Raw genomic sequence first — 24,304 nt, forward strand, 5'->3', positions numbered from 1 at the left:
GCCCGGGTGAGGGGCCGGGCGCAGGCCCGGGTGAGGGGCCGGGCGCAGGCCCGGGTGAGGGGCCGGGCGCAGGCCCGGGTGAGGGGCCGGGCGCAGGCCCGAACAGGGGCCCAGGGGCACAGCCCCGAGAGCAGCTCCGGGGCGCAGCCCCAAGTGCGAGTCCCAGGGGTACAGCCCCCAGGACGAGCCCGGGACACAGCCCCAATTGGGGATCCCAGGGGCACGGCCCCGGAAAGGGGCCCAGGGGCACAGCCCCGAGAGCGGCTCCGGAGCGCAGCCCCAAGTGGGGACACCCGGGACGCAGCCCCGGAAAGAGGATCAGGGGCACAGCCCCGAGTGGGGTTCCCAAGGGCGCAGCCCCGGAAAGGGGACCGGGGGCGCAGCCCCGGGCAGGGGGCCGGGGGCGCAGCCCCCGGGGATGGGATGGGTAGGGGCGGCGGGGGCGAGGAAAGTCTGGGGCCGCGTCACGCCCCCCGTTCCAACACCCCCACATCCACCCCGAACTCCACCCCCTCCCCCGCGACGACCCGCTCCGCCTCCGAGAGAACCGTCAGACCCAGGCGGGTGAGTTCGTTGCCCTGGGAGCCGGCGAGGTGGGGGGTGATGAAGGCGTTGGGGAAGTCGTAGAGGGGGGAGTCGGCCGGCAGCGGCTCGGGGTCGGTGACGTCGAGGATCGCGCTCAACCGCTCGGCCCGCAGTGCGTCGATCAGCGCATCGTGGTCGACGAGCGACCCCCGCGCGGTGTTGATGAGGACCGACCCGGCCGGCATCAGACCGAGTTCACGGCGACCGATCAGGTGCCGGGTCTCGGGGGTCTGGGGGGCGTGGACGGTGACGATGTCGCTGGTGGCGAGCAGGTCGTCGAGCGGGAGGAGAGGAACCCCCAGTTCGGCCGCCCCGCCCTCGTCGACGTACGGGTCGGTGAGGCTCACCCTCAGATCGAAGGGGCGCAGCAGTTCGATCACACGGCGGCCGATACGGGACGCTCCGACGACACCCACACGGCGCCCGTAGTTGCCGATGCCGGGAACGAGGGCCCACCCGGGCACGGAGCGCCGCGCGCGCAACCGGTCGCGGTGGGCGAAGAGGTCCTTGCCGGCGAGAAGGATCATGGCAAGGGTGTATTCGGCGACGGGCAGCGCGTTGGCGACGGCGGCCGAGGACACCACGAGGCCGCGGTCCCAGACCGCCGGGGTGGTGAAGCCCTTCACCGAGCCCGCGGAGTGCAGCACGGCACGCAGCTTCGGCGCCGCGTCCAGCGTGGCCGCGTCCAGCCGCGGGCAGCCCCACCCGCTGATCAGGATCTCGGTCCCGGCGAGCGCCTCGCGCACACGAGGCTCCGAGAAGTCCTCGGCCACCAGCGCGGGATCGATGTCCACGACCTCACGCAGTCGGGCCATGACCTCGGACGGAAAGATCTGCGGCACGTTCTCGGCGGACATGGCGAACATCGCCACGGGACGCTCGGGCAAGGAGTCAACCCTCCGGCTCGGTGACTACGGGACGGGGCGACTACGGGACAGGGCGACACAGCAAGCGCTCTCTACCGCCTTTACCGTAACCGCAGCCCGCCACGCGCGACAGGGGACGGGGCCGGGACACCGGACCGACCGGCCCCGGGGTAGTTTCCAGCAGTGGCCACCGCACGGCCGCGCACGGCGACTTCCCGGGGAGGCACGACAGGGATGACAGAAACCCTGACCAACTGGGCCGGCAACATCACGTACACCGCCAAGGAACTGCACCGCCCGCACACGCACGACGCCCTCGCGGCGCTCGTCGCGGAGAGCGCAGGCGTCCGCGTCCTCGGCAGCGGGCACTCGTTCAACCAGATCGCCGAGCCCGGCGACGACGGCGTACTGGTCTCGCTCACCGCGCTGCCCCCGACCGTGGACGTCGACTCGACCGCCCGTACGGTACGGGTCGCCGGCGGCGTCCGGTACGCCGAACTGGCACGCCGAGTGCACGAGCACGGGTTCGCCCTGCACAACATGGCCTCCCTCCCGCACATCTCCGTGGCGGGCTCGGTGGCGACCGGCACCCACGGCTCGGGCGTCACCAACGGCTCCCTCGCCTCCGCCGTGCGCGAGGTCGAGATCGTCACGGCGGACGGCTCGACCGTCACGATCGGCCGCGACGACGCACGCTTCGACGGCGCCGTGACCTCCCTCGGCGCACTCGGTGTCGTCACCGCCCTCACCCTCGACCTGGAACCGGACTTCGAGGTGAGCCAGCACGTCTTCACCGAACTTCCCCTCGCCGGGCTCGACTTCGAGACGGTGGCGGCAACGGCGTACAGCGTGAGTCTCTTCACCGACTGGGGGCGTCCGGGCTTCCGGCAGGTGTGGCTCAAGCGCCGTACCGACCAGCCGCTGCCCGACTTCCCCTGGGCCGCGCCCGCAACCGAGGCGATGCATCCCGTGCCGGGCATGCCCGCCGAGAACTGCACCCAGCAGTTCGGAGTGCCCGGACCGTGGCACGAGCGGCTGCCGCACTTCCGGGCGGAGTTCACCCCGAGCAGCGGGGCCGAGCTGCAGTCCGAGTACCTGCTGCCGCGCCCGCAAGCGCTCGCGGCGCTGGGCGCCCTCGACGCGATCCGCGAGCACATCGCGCCGCTGCTCCAGATCTGCGAGGTGCGCACCGTGGCCGCCGACCGGCAGTGGCTGAGCCCCGCCTACGGCCGGGACACCGTGGCCCTGCACTTCACCTGGGTCGAGGACACGGCGGCCGTCCTGCCAGTGGTGCGTCGGGTCGAGGAGGCGCTGGAGCCGTTCGACCCCCGGCCGCACTGGGGCAAGGTGTTCACCACGCCCGGGGAGGTGCTGCGCGGGCGCTACCCGCGACTGGACGACTTCAGGACCCTGGCCGAAACCATGGACCCGGCGGGCAAGTTCACCAACCCCTTCGTGCGGGACTTTGTTCAGCCCCTTTCCTAACCCCTTGTCGAACCTCCTTGCCAGGCCATAGCCTTGCGCCGCGCCGGGACCGCCTAGGGCCTGTCCGGCGGATCAGGTCGCAGGAAACGGGCGGTGCCTCATCGACGCTGGCGAGTGGGGCTTGGTGCGTGCAGCTGCAAGGCGGAGGAGGGCGTCGACGCGGAGCGTCGGCAACCGACGACAACGCCGCAGATGTGCGTGCCAAGCCCCGCGTCTGCGGCATGATCCGCCGGACAGGCCCTAGCCCCGCTGTGCGGTACGGAGGACCGAGGTGGCAAAGCAGGTGAAGCGGACATCGCGCGACATCCGCACCGCGAACCGCTACGAGGTGCTGCGTGAGATCATCGCCGCGTCCCCCACCTCACGACAGGAGTTGGCGGCGGCCACCGGGCTGAGCCTGGCCACGGTCGCCACGCTCGTCGGTGAACTGCTCGACCTCGGGATGCTGACCGAGGTCGGGTTCGAGGACTCCGCGGGGGGCCGCCCTCGGGGACTCGTGGCCGTCAACGCGTCGGGGGGCGCGTTGATCGGCGTCGACATCGCGGAGACGTACGTCCGCGTGGAGCTGTTCGACCTCGCGCTGAACGTGCTCGCCCGCGCCGCCGAGGACATGCGCCCCGGCGAGAGCCGCCCGGAGCAGGTCGTCGGGCATGTCGCCGCGGCCGTCGGCTCGGTGGTCGCGCAGGCCGGGGTCGAGGGCGCGCGCGTCCTGGGCGTCGGGGTCAGCGTGCCGGGCCAGGTGGACCGCGACACCGGCATCTCCGAGTACGCGCCGAACTGGGACTGGCACGACGTGCCGCTGCTCGACCTGCTGGCCGAGCACATCGCCTACCCCCTCCACCTCGACAACCCGCTGCGCGCCTGCGCGGTCGCCGAGCTGTGGTTCGGCGCGGCCCGCGGTCGCGGGGACGCCGTCGTCGTCAACCTGGGCACGGGGGTCGGTGCCGGGCTCGCGCTCGGCGGCGGCCTGCACCGCGGGGTGAGCAACAGCGCGGGCGAGTGGGGCCATACGACGCTGGTCCTCGACGGGCGGCCGTGCCACTGCGGCAACCACGGCTGCGTGGAGACGTACGTCGGGGCGCCCGGAATCATGCGGAACCTGCGGGAGTCGAGCCCGGAGAGCCCGCTGTTGCATCCCGACGACCAGACCGCCACCATCGACGCCCTGTCCCGCGGGGTCGCCGCCGGCGACCCGGTGGCGCTCCAGGTCGTCCGGGACACCGCCCGCTATCTCGGCGCGAGCATCGCGGACCTGATCAACCTCCTCAACCCCGAAGTCGTCGTGCTCAGCAGCTGGGTGGCCGCCACGCTCGGCGAGCCGCTGCTGCGTGAGGTGCGCCAGGCCGTCGCCCGGCACGCGCTGCGGCGACCGCTGGCCGCCACCGAGATCGTCCTCTCCCCCATCCCCACCGACCCGGTCTGCCTGGGCGCCGCGACCTTCGCCCTGGAGGGCGCCCTGAACCCGGTGGGCCAGAAGCCCGCCGGCGGCAGGGCCGTCCCGCGCCGCACCGCTCTCTAGGGGGCCGTGGGCCGCCGGGCCGGCGGCCCGCCAACTCGCCCTGCCGACACCCCTGTTCGATCCACCGAACCGCAGACAACGCTTCGAACAGACTTCGTCCAACCCCTTGCCGAAGCCTTAACAGAAGGTTAGCGTCCCGCACCGCACAGCGATTTCGAGCCGCAGCCGTACAAGAGACAAGGACGTCACCATGTCGGCAATGAGCAGCAACTGGGACCGTCGATCCGTCCTGCGGGCCGCAGCGGGGCTGGCCGCGCTGGGGCCGCTGGCCGCGTGCGGAAGCAACAACGGGCGTTCCGGGGGCGGGAGTTCGGGCAAGTCCATCAAGCAGTACTTCCACGCGTACGGGGAGGCCGGCGTCGAGGACGCCCTCAAGCGGTACGCGAAGGGCTACGACAAGGCCGCGGTGAACACGCAGTGGATCACCAGCGCGGACTACGAGAGCAAGCTCTTCTCCGCACTGCTCACCGACAACGCCCCCGACGTGTTCGAGTTCCACCCGCAGATCCAGCTCATCAAGAGCGGTCAGGTGACGGACCTGAGCGACATCATCGATCCGGTCAAGTCCGACTTCAACCCGGCCGACATCGCCTCGCACACGGTGGACGGGAAGATATACGGCGTCCGGATGATCGACGACCCGCAGTTCTTCTTCTACCGCAAGTCCGTGCTGGAGAAGGCGAAGATCCAACCGCCGACCACCCTCGACGAGCTGATCGAGGCCGCGGCGAAGCTCACCACCGGCAAGGTCAAGGGCCTGTTCATCGGCAACGACCTGCACGCCGTCATCAACCCGCTGATCTGGTCGTCCGGCGCCGACACCCTCGACGCGAAGAACCAGATCGCGTACCACACGGAGGGCGTCAAGGAGGGCATCAAGAAGATGCGCCAGCTGTTCACCAGCGGCCACCTTCTCCTCGACGCCCCGACCGACTACTGGGACCCCTCCGCCATCGTGCAGGGTCTGACCCCCATCCAGTTCTGCGGTATGTGGGCCATGCCGGTCATGCAGAAGGCGCTCGGCGACGACCTCGGGATCTTCCCCTTCCCGAAGGTCACCGACTCCGGCAAGCAGTCGGTCGTCAACGGCGGCTGGTCGATGTTCGTCAACGCCAAGGGCAAGAACGTCGACCTGGCCAAGGAGTACGTGAAGTGGCTGTGGATCGACCAGAAGAAGTACCAGGAGGACTTCGCGCTGTCGTACGGCTTCCACATCCCGCCGCGCGCCTCGATCGCCGCGTCCGCCACCAAGCTCAAGACGGGCCTGCCCGCCGAGGGCGTCAAGCTCTTCAACGACTTCGGGCACTTCGACAACATCGGCTGGACCCAGGCCATGATCACCGCGCTGGAGGACGTCTTCGCCAACTGCGTCCGCAAGAACGGTGACCCGGAGGCCGAGCTCTCCAAGGCCGACACCACCGTCAACCGCGAGCTCAAGAAGCTCTTCGGATAGGCCGGGACGGAGACAGACGGACGGGTAGCGACATGTCGACCACCACCACACGCGGTGTCGCGCGCCCCGCCTCGGCCAAGGCCTCGCCGGCCAGGCCGCGGCGGGGGCTGCGGGGCAGCAGCACCTTCAACTTCTGGCTCTTCACGAGCCCTTTCCTCATCGGCCTGACGGTCTTCGTCTATGTGCCGATCGGCTGGAGCCTCTGGCTGAGCTTCTTCGAGGCGCGCTTCACGGTGACGCCGAGCAAGTTCGTCGGTTTCGACAACTACTGGCAGATGCTGCAGGACAGCAAATTCACCGGTTCGCTCGTCACCTTCACCGTGTTCGCCGCCTTCATCGTGCCCGCCACCTGGGCGCTGTCGCTGGGTCTCGCCCTGCTGGTGAACCGGCTGCGTTTCATGAAGGCGTTCTTCCGGTCCGTCTTCTTCCTGCCGACCGCGTGCAGTTATGTCGCCGCCGCGCTGATCTGGAAGATGTCGATGTTCAGCGGGGTCCGCTTCGGCCTGATGAACACGATCCTCGGCTGGTTCGGCGTCGAGAACATCGCCTGGCTGGCCAACCCCGATCCGCCCTGGTACTGGCTGGTCATCGTGACGCTGCGGCTGTGGCTGCAGGCCGGTTTCTACATGATCCTGTTCCTCGCGGCGCTGCAGAACATCCCGCCCGAGCTGTACGAGGCCGCCGCCATCGACGGCGCCAAGCCCGGCTGGCAGACCTTCCGTTACATCACCCTGCCGCAACTGCGGGCCACCTCGACCGCGGTGATCCTGCTGCTGGTCATCGCCGCCTACCAGGCCTTCGACGAGTTCTACAACCTGCTGGCGAAGACGACCTGGGGCCGTCCGCCGCTCGTCGAGCTGTACTACACCGCGCTCGGCGAGAGCCAGGACTACGGCGAGGGCAGCGCGGGCGCGGTGATCCTCACCCTGCTGATCCTCATCGTGACACTGGCACAGGGCAAGTTCCTGGGCTTCGGAAGGGGTGACGACAAGTGACCACCACCGTGCCTCCGGTCGCTCCGGTCGACAAGCCACGCCGTATCAAGCGCGGCAGCGTCATCGGCAACACCGGCCTGTACGTCTCCATCGGCGTCGCCGCCCTGCTCTTCCTGGTCCCCTTCTATCTGATCGTCCGCAACGCGCTGTCGACGGACCCCGAAATCACCGGCGAGAACTGGAAGTTCTTCCCCTCGAACCCCCAGTGGAGCAACTTCACCGAGCTGTTCCACGACACGACGGTCGACTTCGGCCGGTCCCTGTTCAACTCCGCGGTCGTCGCCGTCCTGATCACCGCCGGCACCCTGCTGGTCTGCTCGCTCGCCGGTTACGGCCTGGCCCGTATCCCGTACAAGCACGCCAACAAGATCTTCTACATGGTCCTGGGGACCCTGATGGTGCCGCCCGCCGTCACCTTCGTGCCGAGCTTCGTGCTGGTCTCCTCGCTGGGCTGGGTGGACAGTTACCGGGGTCTCGTCATTCCGGTGCTCTTCAGTGGTTTCGCCTGCTTCCTCTTCCGGCAGTACTTCCTGGGGTTCCCCAAGGAGTTGGAGGAGGCGGCGCGCGTGGACGGGCTCGGCTACTGGGGCGCGTACTGGCGCATCGTCGTACCGAACTCGCTGAACTTCTTCGCCGCGATCGCGACCATCACCTTCATCAGCGGCTGGAACGCCTTCCTGTGGCCGCTGGTCATCGGCCAGGACCCGAGCGCCTGGACGGTGCAGATCGCGCTCTCCTCGTACATGACCAACCAGACCGTCAACTACCACCTGATCTTCATGGCCACCGCCATCTCCATCCTGCCCCTGGTGTTCGTGTTCCTCTTCCTCCAGCGCTGGCTGGTGCAGGGGGTCGCGCAGACGGGCATCAAGGGCTGATCGACAAGCTCGACGGGCACCAAGGGACGATCTAGGAGACCGATGTCTTTCCGCACGACTTCCGCCATTGACTACGTCGAGGACGTCTCACCGGGCAGTGGGGCGCTCCCGCCACGCGCCCGGTACGCGTCCTCGGACGCGCGGTCCTTGTCATTGAACGGCAGTTGGCGCTTCCGTCTGTCCCCCACCGCCGACGCCGAGGACGACTCCTTCGCGGCGGAGGGGTTCGATGCCGGGGACTGGGCCGAGGTGTCCGTCCCCGGCCACTGGGTCCTCCAGGGGCACGGCTCACCGATCTACACCAACCACCTCTACCCGTTCCCGGTCGACCCGCCGCGCGTGCCGACCGGGAACCCGACCGGCGATCATCTGCACACCTTCGACCTGCCGTCCGACTGGCCCTCGGACGGCGGGGCGGTGCTGCGCTTCGACGGGGTCGAGTCCTGTGCCCGGGTCTGGCTGAACGGCACCGACATCGGGGAGTTCAAGGGGTCGCGGCTGCCGCACGAGTTCGCGGTCGGCCATCTGCTCGAGCCGGGCGGCAATGTGCTGGCGGTCCGTGTCCACCAGTGGTCGGCGGGCTCGTACCTGGAGGACCAGGACCAGTGGTGGCTGCCGGGCATCTTCCGGGACGTCACGCTCCTGCACCGCCCGGCGGGCGGCGTCCTCGACTTCTTCGTGCACGCCTCCTACGACCATGTCGAAGGCCTCGGGACCCTGCGCGTCGACTCCGATGTCGACGGCCGGGTCACCGTGCCCGGCCTCGACATCGATGTCGCGACCGGCGAGTCGGTCACCGTCCCGGTGCGGCCGTGGACGGCCGAGACACCCCAGCTGTACGACGGTGTGCTCGCGACCGAGGGCGAGCGCGTCCCGCTGCGCGTCGGCTTCCGCACGGTCGCCCTGGAGGACGGCCTGATCAAGGTCAACGGCACACCGCTCCTCTTCAAGGGCGTCAACCGGCACGAGTGGCACCCGGAGCGGGGCCGCGCCCTGGACCTGGAGACCATGCGCGAGGACGTGCTGCTCATGAAGCGGCACAACATCAACGCGGTGCGCACCTCGCACTACCCGCCGCACCCCGCCTTCCTCGACCTGTGCGACGAGTACGGCCTGTGGGTCGTCGACGAGTGTGACCTCGAGACGCACGGATTCACCGAGCAGGCCTGGCGCGACAACCCCGTCGACGACGACCGCTGGACCCCGGCCCTGCTCGACCGCGCGGCCCGCATGGTCGAGCGCGACAAGAACCACCCCTCCGTCGTCATCTGGTCCCTCGGCAACGAGGCCGGCACCGGACGCGGGCTGACCGCCATGGCCGAGTGGATCCGCGGCCGGGACGGCTCACGCCTCATCCACTACGAGGGTGACATCGACTGCCGTGACACGGACGTCTACTCGCGGATGTACGCCGACCACGCCGAGGTCGAGAGGATAGGCCGCGGCCTTGACGGCGGCACCCACAAGCGTCGCGGACTCCCCTTCATCCTCTGCGAGTACGGGCACGCCATGGGCAACGGTCCCGGCGGGATCGCGGACTACCAGCACCTGTTCGAGTCGTACGACCGCATCCAGGGCGGCTTCATCTGGGAGTGGATCGACCACGGCATCAAGGACGAGCGGTACGGGTTCGCGTACGGCGGCGACTTCGGCGAGGAACTGCACGACGGGAACTTCGTCTGCGACGGGCTGCTCTTCCCCGACCGGACCCCGTCCCCGGGCCTCGTCGAGTACAAGAAGGTGATCGAGCCGGTCCGGATCGTCGGCGACGGGGCGGACGGGACCGTGCGGGTCACCAACGGCTACGACTTCGCCGATCTGTCCGCGCTGGCCTTCGAGTGGTCCTACCAGGTCGACGGGGAGAGCGTCGAGGCGGGCGTCCTGCCGGTGCCGGAGCTCGCCCCGGGCGAATCGGCGGACGTGAAGCTGCCGGATCCGCCGGCCGACTCACGGGGCGGGGAGACCCGGTGGACGGTACGGGCGACGCTCGCGGCCGACACCGTGTGGGGGCAAAAGGGCCACCTGGTGGCCTGGGCGCAGTTCCCGCTCTCGCCGCGGCCGTTGACCGTCGTGGCGCAGAGCGACGGTCCGGTCCTCGGCAAGGGGCAGATCACCCTGGGCCCGGCGGCCTTCGACGCCCGTACGGGCGCGCTGCGGTCCATCGGCGGGGTCGATGTCAGGGGGCTGCGTCTGGACGTGTGGCGTGCGCCGACCGACAACGACAACGGGGCGGCCTGGCAGCCGGATCTGCGTTACGGCCCGCTGTGGCGGGAGCTGGGCCTGCACCGGATGCAACACCGGCTGGACTCGGTGGAGTTGGGTGACGACGCGCTGACCGTACGGACCCGGGTGGCGCCCGCCGCCCGCGAGGTGGCCCTGCGCACGGTCTACCGGTGGACGTCCGACGGAACGCGGCTGCGGCTGACCGTGTCCGTGGCGCCCGAGGGCGACTGGAGGCTGCCGCTGCCCCGGCTCGGGATCCGGCTGGGGCTCGCTGGCTCGGTGCACGGGGCGAGGTGGTTCGGCGGCGGTCCCGGCGAGGCCTATCCGGACACCAAGTCGGCCTCCATGGTGGGGCGTTGGGAGTCGACCATCGACGGACTCCAGACGCCGTACGTCCGTCCGCAGGAGAACGGCGCTCGGTCCGACGTCCGCTGGGTGGAGATCGGCGGGCTTCGGGTCGAGGGCGAGCCGGAGTTCTGGTTCACCGCGCGTCGCTGGACGTCGGAGCAGCTCGACGCGGCCGAGCATCCGACCGATCTGAAGGCCGGTGACACGGTCTGGGTCAATCTCGACCACGGGCAGCAGGGCATCGGCTCGCAGTCGTGCGGTCCGGGCGCGCTTCCGCAGTACCAACTGCGGCCCGCCCCCGCCGAATTCACGTTTCTCTTCTCGGAGATCCATGGCTGACACCCTCACGAGGACCGCGGCCGGTCGGCTCTTCAGCCGACCGGCCGCGGTCGCGTCGTGTATCGGATTCGTCCTCATCGGCATGCTGCAGGCGCTCTACGGCCCGGCGGTCCCGGGCCTGCGCGCGCAGTACGGCCTCTCCCCCTCGGCGGCGGGCCTCGGTCTGAGCCTGCACTTCACCGGCGGTGTCGCGGGCGTCCTCGCCTTCAACGCCATCCACTCCCGGATCTCCAACAGGGCGCTCCTGTCCGCAAGTTACGCGCTGATGGCGGCGGGCGGCGCCGGCTTCGCACTCGCCCCGAACTGGCCGCTCGCGCTCGCCGCCGCCTTCCTCGGCGGCCTCGGTTTCGGCGGTATCGACTACGGCCTCAACCAGCTGTTCGCGGTCGGCTTCGGCGACCGTTCGACGGCCATGCTGAACGTCCTCAACGCACACTTCGGCATCGGCGCGGTCCTCGGCCCGGCGCTGGTCGCGTGGCTGGGGCCCGGCGACTACCCGTACGCCTTCGGTGCGTGCGCGGTGCTCGCGGGGGCGCTGATCCTGTGCACGGGAGGGGTCCGCAGCGAGGCGCCGCCCGTGTCCCCGGCCGAGCGGCCCGCCGCTTCCGGCGGCCTGCTCTCCCGCGTCCTGGTGGGCTTCCTGCTCCTCTACATCCTGAACGTCGGCGTCGAGGCGGGCGTCGGCGGCTGGGAACCCACCCACCTGGAGACCGTCGGCTACAGCGCGACGGTCGCCGCCTCCGCCACCTCCGTCTACTGGCTGATGATGACCGCGGGCCGCTTCCTCGTCGTCCCGCTCACCCTGCGGTACGCGCCCGAGCGCATCCTCGCGGTCTGCGCGGCCGGGATGACCGCGTGCCTGCTGCTGGCGCTGATCCCCGGGGCGGCGCCGGTGGCGTACGCCGGTGTGGGTCTGTTCATCGCGCCTGTCTTCCCGACCGGCCTGCCGTGGCTCAACAGGGCCCTCCCCCAGGCGAAGAGGGCCGGGGCCTGGGTGATCGCGGCGTCGATGATCGGCGGGGTGGCGGCTCCTCCGCTGCTCGGCGTGGGCATCGAGGCGTCGGGGATCCACGCCGTCCCCTGGCTGCTGACCGCCCTGTCCGCGGCCTCGCTCGTGGCCACCCTGTGGCTGATCGCACTGACCCGGAAGGCGTCCGTATGAGCGGCAGCATCCAGGTCCGGGGGCTGTCCCGGACCTTTCACACCACCGTGCGCCGCCCGGGTTTCTCGGGCGCGCTCAAGTCTCTCGTCAAGCCCGAGCGGGTCGCGAAGGAGGCCGTCTGCGACGTCACCTTCGAGGTGGCGCCCGGCGAACTGCTCGCGCTGCTCGGCCCGAACGGCGCCGGCAAGTCCACCACCATCAAGATGCTCACCGGCATCCTCACCCCGACCTCCGGCGAGGCGCGCGTCGCGGGCGTCGTCCCGTACCGGGAGCGCGAGCGCAACGCGCGCAACATCGGGGCGGTGTTCGGGCAGCGCACCCAGCTGTGGTGGGACCTGCCGGTGCGTGAGTCCTTCGCGATCCTGCGGGACATCTACGGGGTGCCGGAGCGTGAACACCGCGTCCGCCTCGGCGAGTTCGACGAGCTGCTCGCCCTCTCCTCCTTCTGGGACACCCGCGTACGCCATCTCTCCCTCGGCCAGCGGGTGCGCTGCGACCTCGCCGCCGCGCTGCTGCACGACCCGCCCGTGGTGTTCCTCGACGAACCCACCATCGGCATGGACGTGGTGGTCAAGGAACAGGTGCGCGGCTTCCTCAAGCACCAGGTGGAGGAGCGCGGCCGGACCGTGCTGCTGACCACGCACGACATGACGGAGGTCGAGCGGCTCGCCGAGCGGGTCGTGCTCATCAACCACGGGCGGCTCGTCCTCGACGGCACCCTGGACGAGATCAGGCGCAGGTTCGGCTCGACCTGGCAGGTGCGGGCCACGCTCGCCGATCCACAGACGCCGATCGCCCCGCCGCCGGGCATCGCACTGCTGCGACGCGAGGGCCCCCATGTGGTGTTCGGACCGGACGGGCCCGGCGCCCCGACGGTCCACCAGGCGCTCAAGCAGGTCGTCGAGCGGTACGAGGTGACCGACCTCGCGATCGACGAGGCGGACCTGGAGGACGTGATGCGGGCGGCGTACGTCCAGGCGAAGGCCGCGTGAGCGCGACCGTCCCCGGCGGCTGGCGGGCCGCCCGGGTCACCCCGCTCGGCGAGCTGCACACCCCGCCCCGGATGACCGCCGCGCTGCTGCGCCTCGTCGTGCAGGTGGTGCTGGTGGCCTCGCTGTGGCGCGGCCTGTACGCGACGACCGGCACCACCGCGGGCCTCACCCGCGACCAGGCCGTCACCTACGCCGTGCTCGCCGTACTGGCCACCCGGATCAGGGCGTTGGACCAGTACTCGGGCCGGGACACCGTCCAGCAGCACATGCACTTCGGCACCATCGTGTACTGGTATCTGCGCCCGCTGCCCCCGCAGCGCTACTACGCGTTGCGGGCGCTCGGCGAGCAAGTCTACGGATTCGTCTGGGCGTTGACCGGGTACGTGGTGTGTCTGGCCGTCGGGTTCGTCCAGCCGCCCGGGTCGGCCGCCGTGGCGGCGGTGTTCGGGCTGAGTGTGCTGCTCGGCCAGTGGGTCCTGTACTACGTGATGCTGGTCATCGACCAGCTGTGCTTCTGGACGCTCCGCAACGGCGCCGCGATCCTGATCCTGGTCTTCGCGCAGAACCTGCTGTCCGGGGTGTACGCGCCGCTGTGGTTCTTCCCCGACTGGTTCATCACGCTCAGCCGCTTCCTCCCTTTCCAGGCGACGCTGAGTGTGCCGCTGTCGCTGTACGTCGGCCGGATCCCGGTCTCGCAGGCGGGCCCCCAACTCGCCCTGCAGGCCGCGTGGGTGGTGACCCTCGCCCTGTTCACCCGGCTGCTGTGGCACCGGGCCGCCCGGCGCGTGATCTCGCAGGGAGGCTGAGCGTTGACGGACAGACTGAGCATGACGGACAGGCCGAACACGACGGACAAGCCGAACACAACGAACAGGCTCCGCACATCACTGCAATCCCTGCGGATCGTGTGGCGCATCACGCGTCTCAACTTCCGCGCACAGCTGGAGTACCGCTCCGAGTTCTTGCTGATGATCGCGATCGGCGCGATCTGGCAGGTGTCGGTGATCGTGTTCGCGACGGTGCTGCTCACCCGGTTCACCGGGATGGGCGGCTGGGCGAGCCAGGACGTGCTGCTGATCGCGGCGACGCGGATGCTGGCGCACGGTCTGTTCGTGCTCTTCCTGGGCCGGGTGCACGGACTGGCCCGGCACATCCAGGAGGGCGTGATCGACACATATCTCGTCCGCCCGATGCCGGTCCACCGGCAACTCCAGCTCTCCGTCTTCCCCACGAACGCGATCGGCGACCTGACGGTGGCGACCGGGCTGATGGTGGGGGCGCTGACCCGCAGCCAGCTGGACTGGAACGCGGCCCGGATCTCGTATCTCGTCGTCTGTGTGCTGGGCGGGATGCTCCTGGAGGCGGCCCTGTTCACGGCGGTGGCCTGCGCCTCGCTGCGCTTCCCGGCCGCCGACTACTGGGGGCGCTGGCTGGAGGAACTGCTCGGCACGTTCGGCAGCTATCCGCTCAACGTGCTGCCGCGCGCGGTCGGCGGTTTCCTCACCTTCGGGCTGCCGCTGGCCTTCGTCGCCTACTTCCCGGCCGCCGTACTGACCGGACACGGCGGTGACTCGGGGGTGCCGTACTGGCTGGCGGCGGCCTCACCGCTGGTGGGGCTGCTCGCCTATCTGGGCGCGCGGCTGCTGTGGCGCTGGAGCCTCGGCCACTACTCCGGGGTCAACGGCTGACGACCGGTGCGCCGGCCCCGTCCTTACGGGGCCGGCGCACCGGGGTGAGCAGGGCCAGTACGGCGACGAGCACGCAGCAGGCGCCCGCGACCACGCCCACCGCCGCCGTGCCGTGGCGCCCCGCGGCCCAGGTGAGGACGGCCGCGCCGGCCGGGGCCGCCGAGTAGTGCAAAGTCCAGAACGCCGAGGTGACCCGACCGAGCAGATGCTCCGGAGTCACCTCCTGCCGCAGCGACATGGAGCACGTGCCCGCCACACTCCCGAAGCCCAGAAAGACCGCGGTCAGGGCGGCGACGGCCGGCACGCCACGGGCCCAGCCCAGACCCGCCAGCGCGCATCCGCACACCGCCACCGAACCGATCCAGGTCGGGCCGAAGCCCAGGCGTCGGCGCACCCGGGCCACCAGGAGCGCCCCGGCGATCGTGCCGAGCGCGCCGACCGCGAACACGGTGCCGACCGCGGCGTCGGCGCGGCCGAGATCGTGCTTGAGGTGGTAGATCAGCAGGTCGTTCAGTCCGAGTGTCAGGAAACTGAAGAAGGACAGCAGGACGGTCAGCACGCGCAGCACCGGATGCCGGACCAGGAAGGACACCCCGGCGAGCAGATCCGTCCACAGCCGCCGGACCGCTCCCGTTCCGGCCACGGGTCCCGGTGCGGGGCGTGTGGTGCCCTTGAACCGTACGAAGCCGACGCAGGCGGCCGACACGCCGAAGCTCGCCGCGTCCACGCCGACGGCGGCGGCCGGCCCGAGCCACGCCGCCACCAGCCCCGCGCACACCGGACCGGCCACCCCGGCCGCCGCCGCGGTCGCGTTCAGCCTGCCGTTCGCCTCCGTGATCCGCTCGACGCCGACGAGGTTGCGGACGACGGTGACGTAGGCGACGGAGAACAGCATGCCGACGGCCTCGCACAGCGGCAGGACCACGTAGAGCAGCCAGATCCGTGGTCCGAAGACCCAGACCAGCGGAATCACCGCGTACAGCGCCATACGGACCAGATCGCAGGTCACCAGCAGTTTCCTGCGGTCCACCCGGTCGACGACGACCCCGGCGAAGACCCCGGCCACGACCGAGGCCGCCCCGCCGACGGCCGTCAACAGGCCCATCTGCGCGACGGATCCGGTCGCGTGCAGCACGAGCAGCGGCAACGCGATCAGGGCGAAGGAGTCCCCGAGGACCGAAAGAGTCTGCGCGACCCAGAAGACACCGAAGTCACGGTCCCGCCGCAGCGGTTGTGGGGGTCCTTCGTCCACAGTGCCTTCTGCGGCCCGCTCCGAAGGCCTGGGCTCTCTCCCGCGCCGCGCCCTGTACGTCACCGTGTCGGCCCCCGTCACCCGATCCACTCGTCGACCAGCCTAGGGCCTGTCCAGCGGATCACGTGATTACTAGGAACAACCTCGTGAACGCGTCGGCCTGACATCGCGGAGAAGTAGACGGTCGGCCGAGGCGAAGGCTCTGCACCGACTTGAACACGGCAGCCGCGCCAACGGCAGTACTGACGGCAATACGAACGGACGGCGCGCCGCCACGGCCCTGAGCAGAGCCGCACGGTCCGGGAAGCACCACCGCGTCCCCGCCCCGGATCCGACCGACGCCGCCCGGTGCCCACCTGCTGACCCGCCCGGGTGCACGGGTTCAGCGGCAGGGGCTTCCTCGGGATCAGGGCGTGGGTCAGGGCAGGCGATGGTCGCCCCGTCTCAGGCCGAGTTCGGCCTTCTCCAGTTGGGTCAGGGCCAAGTGCAGGCCGGCAGAGTTGCCCACCTCACGGCAGAAGTCGGCGGCCCGCTGGTTGGCAACGAACGCCTCCGGGTAGTGCCGTGCGTCCACCAGGACACCGGCCAGCAGGACCAGGCCCCAGCTTTCCCCGATCCTGTCTCCGGTCTCTGCGTAGACCTCTTGAAGCCGCCGGAGCAAGGGGAGGGACTCTTCGGACCGCCCCGACTCCGCGATGTCGCCGCCGAGTTCGAACAGTGTCCGCTGCTCGAGGTCGTGTCTGCGCACCCCTTGGTAGAGGGCGGCGGCCCGCAGAGCGACGGCGGCGGCCTGCTCGTACCGGCCCGCCACCACCAGCGCCTTGCCGAGGTGGAACAGAGCCGTCCCCTGGTCGCTGTCGGCGTCGGTGTCGCCGTATGCGGTGACGGACCGCGTGTAGGCCGTGACGGCATCCTGGGTCCGGCCCGCCTTCAGGAGCACGTGACCCAGGCGGAGGTTGGCCTTACCTTCACCTTCGCGGTCGCCGGCTTCGTCGTAGATCGTGGCGGCTCGGGTGAGGGTGGCGACGGCTTCCTTGAGCCGGTTCAATGCCAGGTGAGCGCGGGAGAGGTCGAGGAGCGCGGAGGCTTCGGGCGAGGGGAAACCCATCCGCCGCAGGATGTCGGCCGCTCGCTCTAAGGCGGTGGCGGCCTCGTCGTAGCGCGCCTCGTCCAGGAGGGCCTGGCCGAGGCCGTACTGGCCCACGGCTTCGTTGCGCTCGTCACCCGGCTCCTGGCAGCAGGCCACGGACCGCCGCCAGGTGGCAATGGACTCGTCCGCCCGCCCCGCCGACTTCAGGGCGTCGGCCGCATGACGCAGGGCGTAGGCTTCGGCTTGGTGGCCGCCGTTCTCACGGAAGATCGCCGCGGCTCGCGAAAACCAGGTGACCGCCTCCTCGTACTGCCCTTCGCTCTCCAAACCGAGGCCCACGTTGCACAGGGCCTGGCCCTCTTTGAACCGGTCACCGAGGCGCTGGTGGAGTTCGGCTTCACGCATGTGGACGGTGACGGACTCGGCGTGCCGGCCCGCCCGGACCAGGACGGAGCCGAGTTCGGCCGAGAACGCGGCTTCGCTACTGAGGTTGCCCGCGTCGCGGAACGCCGCGACGGCCTGTTGGCGGGCGGCGATGGCTTCGTCGGTGCGTTCCAGCTCCGCCAACACGGCTCCGAGGCCCGCCCACGCAGCTCCCTCACCGTTGCGGTCACCGGTTGCGCGGTAGACGCCGACGGCCCGCTCCCAGACGGGGACCGCCTGCTCGAACCGCTTCAGGCGCTGGAGGGTGAGGCCGATGCCGAGGAGCGCCTTGCCCGCGGACGAGCGATCGCCGGTCTCCTGGCAGATCGTGCTCTCCCGTTCGTATGCCATGAGGGCCTCCTCGTACCGGCGCATTGAGGAGAAGCTGTCGCCGAGTCTGCGCAACATGACGCGTTCACGCGGACGGTTGCCCACCGCGCGGTAGAGAGCGGCGGTCTGCTCACAGACGGGTATGGCCTCCTCATACCGTTCCGCATTCATCAGAGCCTCGCTCCGGTTGGACAGCGCATCGGCTTCGCGGCTGTGGTCGCCCGCCTCGCGGAAGAAGACGGCGGCCTTCCCGGACGCGGCCGCGGCTTCCGCGAACCGGCCCGCGTTGGCACAGGCGCCGGCGAGATTGACCAGGGCCCCGGCCTCGCCGACGCGGTCACCGGTCTCGCGCAGGAGGACGACGGCCTGCCCGCAGACGTGGGCGGCTTCCTCGAACCGCTCCAGGTTCACGAGAGCGCCGGCGAGATTGCCCAGCAGCCGCCCCTGCCGCTCACGGTGGCCTGTCTCACCCAGGAGGGCGGCGGACCGTTCGAAGGCGGTGGCCGACTCCTCGTATCGCTTCAATCGGTACAAGGCGTAGCCGAGCCTGGTCAGGGATTCGGCCTCACGACCGAGGTTGCCCCTCTCCCTATAGACGGTGGCGGCCTGCTGAAGGGGGGCGAGGGACTCCTCGAACCGTCCCACCGTCACGAGGGCGTTGCCGAGGTTGTGCAGGGGAGGTCCCTTCGAGGCGTTACGAGTGGCACTGTTCTCCTCGAAGAGGTCAAGGGCTCGCCGGCTGACGGTGACGGCCTCCTCGTGCCGCTCCGCCGCCGCCAGCGCGTAGCTCTGGTTGGTCAATGCGGCGGATTCGAGGTGCCGCTCACCTGTTTCCCGGTAGACGGCCGCGGCCCGCCCGCAGGCGTCGGCGGCCTCGCCGGCTCTGCCCAGCCGGGACAAGGTTCTGCTGAGATTGACCAGTGCCATGGCTTTGCTGCGGTGCTCGCCGATCTCCCCGAAGAGGGCGGCGGCCCGCTCGCCCGTCGCGGCCGCCGCCGTGAGCCGCCCCATCGCCTCCAGGGCGATGGCGAAGTCATTGAGCAGGTTCGCCGCGCCGTAGCGGTCGCCGGTGTCGAGACGGACGCCGGTGGCTCGTTCGAAGGCGGTGACAGCCTCCTCGTACTGCCGCAGCTCGGCAAGTGTCTTGGCGACGTCGGCCAGCGACGTGGCGAGGCCGGAGAGGTCGACGCCGGGGCCGGCCTCGGCCAGTCGGCGGTTCAGGTCGGCGGCCTCCCTCCGCACCGCCAGGATTTCCTCCTTCCTGTGCCCCTGCGGGGCGAAGGACACGCGGGTCAGGTCCATTGCGCTCTCGGACAGGCCGATGGCGGGGTGGGCCCCGATCAACTGCCGGTACAGATCGGCGGCTTCCTGGTAGGGAGCCCTGGCCTGCTCCCGGCGACCCAGGTCCAGCAATCGGTCGCCGAGGGTCTGCAACGACTGGGCGAGACCCAGGTGATGGGCGGCGAAGTCGGTCTCGTTCAACTGCCGCTGGATGGCCACGGCTTCCTCGACCGGTGCCAGGGCCTCTCTCCTGCGGCCCATCCGTGCGAGGATCAGGCCGAGGTTGAGCAGCGCGCGCGTCAGGTGCGGCTGGTGGGCGGCCGGGTTCGCGGCGACCAGTTCCCGGTAGAGGCCGACGGCCTCCTGAGTGATGGCCAAGGCCTCCTCAGTGCGGTCCACATGGAGCAACGCGCCCCCGAGGTTGATCAGTCCCGTGGCCAGGTGAGGGATCTCGGCGGCGGGGTTGTCCGCGGCCAGTTCGCGGTAGAGGCCGACGACTTCCTGTAGAGCGGCCAGGGCCTCCTCACCTCGGCCCATGGCGGACAGCAGCGCGCTGAGGTTGCCCAGCTGGATTGCGAAGTCGCTCCGACGGCTGGCGGGGTGGTCTGCGACCAGCTTCCGATACAGGTCCGTGGCCTCCTGCAGAGCGGCCAGGGCCTCCTCACCACGGCCGTGATCGGCAAGCCGGAGACTGATGCTCGTCAGCCCCCCGAGCAAGGCGGGCCGGAAGGCGGCGGGGTCGGTCTCGGTCAGGCGGCGGCAGATCGCCACGGACTCCTCGGAGAGGAACAGCGCCTCCTCCGCGCGGCCCACGTCGGACAGCTTCTCCGAGAGACGGCCCAGCGAGTCCGCCAAGCGGCTGAGTTGGTCAAGGCGATCGGTGTCGTCGGAGGCGGCCTCGACGAGCTGCCGGTGCAGGCGGACGGCCTCTTCGGCAGGGGCGATCGCCTCCTCCCGGCGGCCGGCGTTGGCGCGGCGCCGCGCCAGGGTGCCGCACAGCCAGGCGCGTTCGCCGAGGTCTTCCGTGGCGGCCAGCCGGTGGGCGATCAGGACTTCCATGACCGCGAGGATGCCGATGTCCAAGTCGACGTCGCGGCCTTTGGGTAGGCGGGACTCGACTGCCTCCAGTACGGCCAGCAGCTCGGGGTCGATGGATCCGTCGTCCGGGCCGCTCGTGTCGCCGAGGGCGGCGAGCGCGGTCAGCGCGGGGCTGCCTGCGGCGACCGCAAGGCCGGGATCGCGGCGCAACAGGGGGTACAGGACATCCTTGCCGATATGCGCCCAGCGGTCGGCGGCGGACGCCAGGAAGGTCACCGCGCGCGGGGCGATGGCCGCCCGGAGGTCCTCCTCCTCGAACTCCTCGGCGGACTCGGCCGTCAGAGTCTCGGGGGCATCGCTCGCCCAGGGGTCGGGTTCGTAGGAGCTGATGTCATGCCCGGGGGTGAGCAGACCGAGGAAGTCCTCCGCGAGCCGGTCGGGACAGAGGGGTTCGAGCACCGTTCCGCGGTCGGCGGGCGGATAGCAGAACCGGTGATCATCCAAGAGGTGGTCGTGCGGCTGGGGCAGGTCCAGCTTCCGCAAGGCACGCTTCGCGGTTCTCTGGCCGATCGGTCCGGTGAGTACGGCGGTGAAGACGGTCTTGGCCATGATGGACGGGCCGGTCCGGTAGTCCTGCCCCTCCTGTCCGGCCTCGACGAGCTTCTGCCATGCCAGGCGTTCGCGGTCGAGGAGGTACGCCGACAGCTGGTGCGGCTCGGTGGAGGCCATCTGCGCACCCCGCTTTCGGGCGTCGACAGCGACCAGGGCGGCCATGTGCAGGTTCAGCGGCAGGCCGAAGTCACGGTGGTCGAGGGAGGCGGGCGGCCGGATGCCGGCGGTGTCCGACAGGCCGTACAGGTCGGACTCGGCATAGCGGTCACGGGCGGCGGTGAACATCCGCAGCCGGTCCTCGGCCAGCGAGGGAAGCAGCAGGTCGTCGGCGGCGGCGCGGCGGTCGGCCAGTTCGGCCCGGAGAGCCGCGAACCAGCGGACGGTGCGCCCGATCAGCAGCACACGGATGGGCCGCTGATCGTGGAGAACGGCGTAGGACAGCAGGCGTTCCAGCTCGCTGTGCGCCCATCGGTCCGCGTAGTCGACGACGAGGAGCACGCGGGCCGCGTCACCGGGCGGGGTGATGCCGTCGCGCGGGAGGGAGGGGCCGGGGAAGACACCCTGGAGTCCCGCGTGCAGGACGTGCCATCGCTCCGCTTCCCGCAGGCTCCGGGTCTGTTCGGCGAACTCCGTGGCGAGCCGGGTCTTGCCCTGCCCGCCGGGAGCGTGCAGCAACAGGACCGACAAGCGGGCGTCCCGGGCATCCCGCCATTGCCGCAACAGCTCCAGCTCGGCCTCCCGGCCGACGAAGGGCACGACCTGGCTGCGTGCGTCCAGCAGGCGGCTGGGCTGCGCCATCAGCCAGGTGAGGTCCGGGGACACCGGAGCGGGAAACGCCTCGATCGTGGGGAGGCGCGAACCGTAGACGTTGTTGACCGTGGCTGTCGCGCCCGGGCCTTGGGCGATCGCACCGCCGTACGACGCGCGCCCCTCGTAGTAGTGTCGGGGATTCTCGGTCACGATCGGCCGCCGTTGTAGTTGTTGACGGTCGCGTTGGCCCCCGGGCCCTGAGCGGCCGCGCCGCCGGACGACACATGCAGGCTGTAGACGTCCCCCCGCGCCGCTTCCCCGCCGGCGCAGCCCTTCTCATTGTCCCCGGGACGACTGGAGATCGGCGCATCGCAGGGCGCCGTCCTGTCCGTACCTGTATCCGGCTCCGGCCCCAGGTCGAGTAGCCGTACGTCGGTACCCGGCACCAAGATCCAAGCGCTCCCCCGGTACTCCTTCTCCTCGACCCGCACGTGCCGGAACTCGTCCGCCCGAACACTGGTGTACGCCGCCGCCTTCACGACGTCGTGGAAGACACGCTCCGACACTCCGACGGCCAGGCAGGCGTCCGACGCCTTCCCGAGGGCGGCACGCAGGGCCGCGCAGTCGCGGATGCGGCCGAGCTCGACCGGGGCCGGGCCGACGAAACCGTTGGCGCCCAGCGAGGCCGGGCCGAAGTGGACGGCTGCCCTGAGCCGGAGCCATGCCTCGCGCTTCCGGTTGTGGTTGAAGGTTCTCAGACCGGCGTCCAGGCCGCTCATGAACGCGTCTACGAGGGCAGGCTCGGAGGCGTCCGGGGGCAGCACCGCGAACAGCGAGTCCCCGCCCTCCTGCGTCAGCCATCGCCCGCGGTCCAGTCGGGCGATGTCGGCCGCTACGCCCAGCAGCCGCGGGATCGCCTCCTGGAATTCTCGTTGCGTCACCTCGTCGGCGCGGCCGTACCCCTCTGCGTCGACGGACAGCAGCAGTCTGCGTTCGAATTCTTCCATGCCGCCTCGTTCATCCGAACTGTTCCTCGCCACGACATCCGACGGACTACACGAACCGCGCAAGGGAAGTTGTCGTTTCACTCAAATCCCCCTGACAATCAACGGAGTTACCACACGACGGCGCAGATGCTCGGTGTCGCCGCGGAGCCTCCCGAAAGGGTGCTGGCGCCCGCTCCCCCCTGTGGGCGCCAGCACTCAAGTCGTACCTCCGTCCGCTGTTGTGAACCCCGTGGAAGTACGGAATGCCGAGATCCGGGCGCTCTCAAGTCGCGAGAACCCACGGAAGTGACTGGTTCGCTCCGGGCGACCGCGCGCTTACTGGACGGAGCACACCCGTGCCGACCGGAGGAGACGTCCATGGCACCGACCGACCACGCGGCCGGCGACCGCCCCGCGCAGTACATGTTCACCGCCCTGCACACGACCCACCAGCACGCGGACGCGAAGGCCGGCATCCTGGCGGCGGTGCAGGCGGCGCTGGCCGGCACCGCAGGGACGTGGAGTGGCCGGGCCGTGCTCGCCTGCGAACGGGGGGGCGTGGCCGGATGGTTCGCCGGGACACTGCTGGTCCTGTTCGTCTGCGGCCTGGTCGGTGGCACGGTGAGCCTGGCGATGACGTTGATCCCCCGGATACTGAAGGACCCGTCCGTCAACCGATACAGCTTCGTCCAGATCGCGTCGGGCGCCGACATCCTGCCCTCCGAGGGCGCGTCCGTGGACGAGGCCTCGGATCACAGGGAGTTGTCGCAGGCCGTACGCTTCCTCGCCCGCGTCGCTGTACACAAATATCGCTGGCTTGCGAGGGCCGTGGTGTGTACGGCGGTCATGGGCGTGAGCGCGGGGCTGGGCGTGACCTTGCAGCATGTGCTGGTCTGAACCCGGTGGAGACCGGCCGAAACCTGTCCTGTGCTTGCGCGCTACGGCCCTTCGTCCGGCAGGTCCGCGAGGCGCCTGAGCCTGGGCAGGTCCCGGATGGCGGTGGAGCGGTAGCCGGTCTCCAGCAGGCCCTCGGAGCGCAGTTCGTGCAGGACCTTCTGGATCGTCGTCACGGCTGCGCCGATCAGCGTGGCCAGTTCCGGCTGCGTCAGCCGGCAGCCGATCACCACTCCATCGGCCCGGGGGGATCCGTAGGTGGCGGCGAGCTCCACCAGCAGCCGGGCCAGCCGCACCTTCGCCGGGTACCCGCGGAAGTCCAGCCGCCGCTGGTTCGCCCAGCGCAAGCGGTTGGCGACCATGCCGGTCAGGGCCATGGAGACCTCGGGCCGACGCAGCAGCAGCTCCCGCAGCGCGCCGGCCTGCACCGACCGGGCGGTCACCGGACCGGAGGCGGTGACCGTCGCCGAGCGCGGGGCTCCGTCCATGGCCGCCATCTCACCCACTGTGTCTCCGGCGGCCCTGACCGCGAGGAGTGAAGTCTCGCCGTTCTCCACGGTCGCGGTGACCTTGGCGAAACCGGACAACAGAAGGAGGAGGTGCCGGTCGTTCATCCCTTCTCTCAGCAGCACGGCGCCCACGTCGAACCGGACCTCGGTTCCCAGGCCGAGCAGGTCCCGCCGCGCCGGGGGTGACAGCACCCCCAGCAGACTGCGCGCAGGCCACTCGTCGCGCCCGATGAGCACAACCACGGGTATCCCCCCTTGTCTCCGTCTTGTCTCCGTCTGCGGTCGGGCGTGGTCACCTGAACGTCATCGTGCCGGTTGGAGCAGCCCCGCGGAACAGGACTGCGGTGAACGGCCGAGGAGATGACGAGGAGAGCGTGGGCAGGTTCCGTGCCGACGCTTCTTGTGGTCGCCATGGGCCGCTGAGGCACGGGGCAACGGCAGTGCCGGTCAACCGGCCGTGAGAAATGGTGTGTCCTTCTGCAATGACGCCCCGGCGCGACCTGGTGCCCGGACCGGTGAATCGAGTGACGTACGACATGAGTTTGCCGGTTCCTGGGCGCGAACAGGTGAGGGTTCGGGCGCGATGTGGAGACTCGTGGCGCCGTG

General features: G+C 70.4%; 16 protein-coding genes. 11 read left to right on the forward strand and 5 right to left on the reverse strand.

The features are described from left to right. Positions 1-464: 464 nt before the first annotated feature. On the reverse strand, positions 465-1,472 hold the full coding sequence (locus tag KVT44_RS03360; protein ID WP_217566027.1) for a hydroxyacid dehydrogenase: 1,008 nt from the start codon (positions 1,470-1,472) through the stop codon (positions 465-467). Positions 1,473-1,685: 213 nt separating this feature from the next. Between KVT44_RS03360 and KVT44_RS03365 the strand changes: the two genes are divergently transcribed. The 10 genes from KVT44_RS03365 (at position 1,686) to KVT44_RS03410 (ending at position 14,533) form a co-directional block, all read left to right on the forward strand. Continuing rightward, on the forward strand, positions 1,686-2,936 hold the full coding sequence (locus tag KVT44_RS03365) for an FAD-binding protein (protein ID WP_217566028.1): 1,251 nt from the start codon (positions 1,686-1,688) through the stop codon (positions 2,934-2,936). A gap of 283 nt (positions 2,937-3,219) precedes the next feature. Beyond that, the gene (locus KVT44_RS03370; protein ID WP_217566255.1) at positions 3,220-4,455 is read left to right on the forward strand and encodes an ROK family transcriptional regulator; all 1,236 of its coding nucleotides are present in this window, start codon (positions 3,220-3,222) and stop codon (positions 4,453-4,455) included. 190 nt (positions 4,456-4,645) lie between these two features. Further along, positions 4,646-5,908 carry an ABC transporter substrate-binding protein gene (locus KVT44_RS03375; RefSeq protein WP_190171564.1) on the forward strand — a complete coding sequence of 421 codons (1,263 nt, stop codon included), beginning with the start codon at positions 4,646-4,648 and terminating at the stop codon, positions 5,906-5,908. Between the two features lie 32 nt (positions 5,909-5,940). Beyond that, entirely contained in the window at positions 5,941-6,903 is a 963-nt protein-coding gene (locus KVT44_RS03380) for a carbohydrate ABC transporter permease (protein WP_217566029.1), read from the forward strand. Next, positions 6,900-7,781, forward strand: coding sequence for a carbohydrate ABC transporter permease (locus tag KVT44_RS03385; protein ID WP_190171566.1), 882 nt, complete (start codon positions 6,900-6,902; stop codon positions 7,779-7,781). The genes KVT44_RS03380 and KVT44_RS03385 overlap by 4 nt, the downstream gene beginning before the upstream one ends. 42 nt (positions 7,782-7,823) lie before the next feature. Next, positions 7,824-10,691: a glycoside hydrolase family 2 TIM barrel-domain containing protein gene (locus KVT44_RS03390; RefSeq protein ID WP_217566030.1), complete on the forward strand. Its 2,868-nt coding sequence runs from the start codon at positions 7,824-7,826 to the stop codon at positions 10,689-10,691. Continuing rightward, on the forward strand, positions 10,684-11,853 hold the full coding sequence (locus KVT44_RS03395; RefSeq protein WP_217566031.1) for a sugar MFS transporter: 1,170 nt from the start codon (positions 10,684-10,686) through the stop codon (positions 11,851-11,853). The genes KVT44_RS03390 and KVT44_RS03395 overlap by 8 nt, the downstream gene beginning before the upstream one ends. Continuing rightward, the gene (locus KVT44_RS03400; protein WP_217566032.1) at positions 11,850-12,845 is read left to right on the forward strand and encodes an ATP-binding cassette domain-containing protein; all 996 of its coding nucleotides are present in this window, start codon (positions 11,850-11,852) and stop codon (positions 12,843-12,845) included. Before KVT44_RS03395 ends, KVT44_RS03400 begins: the two co-directional genes overlap by 4 nt. Before the next feature lie 71 nt (positions 12,846-12,916). Further along, on the forward strand, positions 12,917-13,651 hold the full coding sequence (locus KVT44_RS03405) for an ABC-2 family transporter protein (RefSeq protein ID WP_217566256.1): 735 nt from the start codon (positions 12,917-12,919) through the stop codon (positions 13,649-13,651). Positions 13,652-13,732: 81 nt separating this feature from the next. Next, positions 13,733-14,533, forward strand: a complete 801-nt coding sequence (locus KVT44_RS03410) for an ABC transporter permease (protein WP_217566257.1) — start codon at positions 13,733-13,735, stop codon at positions 14,531-14,533. Here the strand turns inward: KVT44_RS03410 and KVT44_RS03415 are convergent. From KVT44_RS03415 to KVT44_RS03425, 3 genes are all read right to left on the reverse strand, one after another. Next, positions 14,523-15,785 (reverse strand): MFS transporter, encoded by a 1,263-nt coding sequence (locus KVT44_RS03415; protein ID WP_217566033.1) that lies wholly within the window; start codon positions 15,783-15,785, stop codon positions 14,523-14,525. The genes KVT44_RS03410 and KVT44_RS03415 overlap by 11 nt on opposite strands. 418 nt (positions 15,786-16,203) lie before the next feature. Next, positions 16,204-21,519 (reverse strand): tetratricopeptide repeat protein, encoded by a 5,316-nt coding sequence (locus KVT44_RS57795; RefSeq protein ID WP_217566034.1) that lies wholly within the window; start codon positions 21,517-21,519, stop codon positions 16,204-16,206. Then, positions 21,516-22,316 (reverse strand): hypothetical protein, encoded by an 801-nt coding sequence (locus KVT44_RS03425; RefSeq protein ID WP_217566035.1) that lies wholly within the window; start codon positions 22,314-22,316, stop codon positions 21,516-21,518. Before KVT44_RS03425 ends, KVT44_RS57795 begins: the two co-directional genes overlap by 4 nt. A 357-nt stretch (positions 22,317-22,673) precedes the next feature. Between KVT44_RS03425 and KVT44_RS03430 the strand changes: the two genes are divergently transcribed. Beyond that, entirely contained in the window at positions 22,674-23,192 is a 519-nt protein-coding gene (locus KVT44_RS03430; RefSeq protein WP_217566036.1) for a Pycsar system effector family protein, read from the forward strand. Between the two features lie 41 nt (positions 23,193-23,233). Here the strand turns inward: KVT44_RS03430 and KVT44_RS03435 are convergent, their stop codons facing one another. After that, complete coding sequence (locus KVT44_RS03435; protein WP_308313902.1) at positions 23,234-23,941, reverse strand: Crp/Fnr family transcriptional regulator; 708 nt, start codon at positions 23,939-23,941, stop codon at positions 23,234-23,236. Between the last annotated feature and the right edge of the window lie 363 nt (positions 23,942-24,304).

It is taken from the genome of Streptomyces sp. GbtcB7 (genome assembly GCF_019091445.1).
GTDB classification, from domain to species: Bacteria; Actinomycetota; Actinomycetes; order Streptomycetales; family Streptomycetaceae; genus Streptomyces; species Streptomyces mirabilis.

Bases quoted from the DNA above. Each gene is read 5' to 3' on its own strand.
- KVT44_RS03365 (WP_217566028.1), top strand. From the start codon at position 1,686: ATGACAGAAACCCTGACCAACTGGGCCGGCAACATCACGTACACCGCC.
- KVT44_RS03375 (WP_190171564.1), top strand. From the start codon at position 4,646: ATGTCGGCAATGAGCAGCAACTGGGACCGTCGATCCGTCCTGCGGGCC.
- KVT44_RS03380 (WP_217566029.1), top strand. From the start codon at position 5,941: ATGTCGACCACCACCACACGCGGTGTCGCGCGCCCCGCCTCGGCCAAG.
- KVT44_RS03390 (WP_217566030.1), top strand. From the start codon at position 7,824: ATGTCTTTCCGCACGACTTCCGCCATTGACTACGTCGAGGACGTCTCA.
- KVT44_RS03395 (WP_217566031.1), top strand. From the start codon at position 10,684: ATGGCTGACACCCTCACGAGGACCGCGGCCGGTCGGCTCTTCAGCCGA.
- KVT44_RS03400 (WP_217566032.1), top strand. From the start codon at position 11,850: ATGAGCGGCAGCATCCAGGTCCGGGGGCTGTCCCGGACCTTTCACACC.
- KVT44_RS03405 (WP_217566256.1), top strand. From the start codon at position 12,917: ATGACCGCCGCGCTGCTGCGCCTCGTCGTGCAGGTGGTGCTGGTGGCC.
- KVT44_RS03425 (WP_217566035.1), bottom strand. From the start codon at position 22,316: ATGGAAGAATTCGAACGCAGACTGCTGCTGTCCGTCGACGCAGAGGGG.
- KVT44_RS03430 (WP_217566036.1), top strand. From the start codon at position 22,674: ATGGCACCGACCGACCACGCGGCCGGCGACCGCCCCGCGCAGTACATG.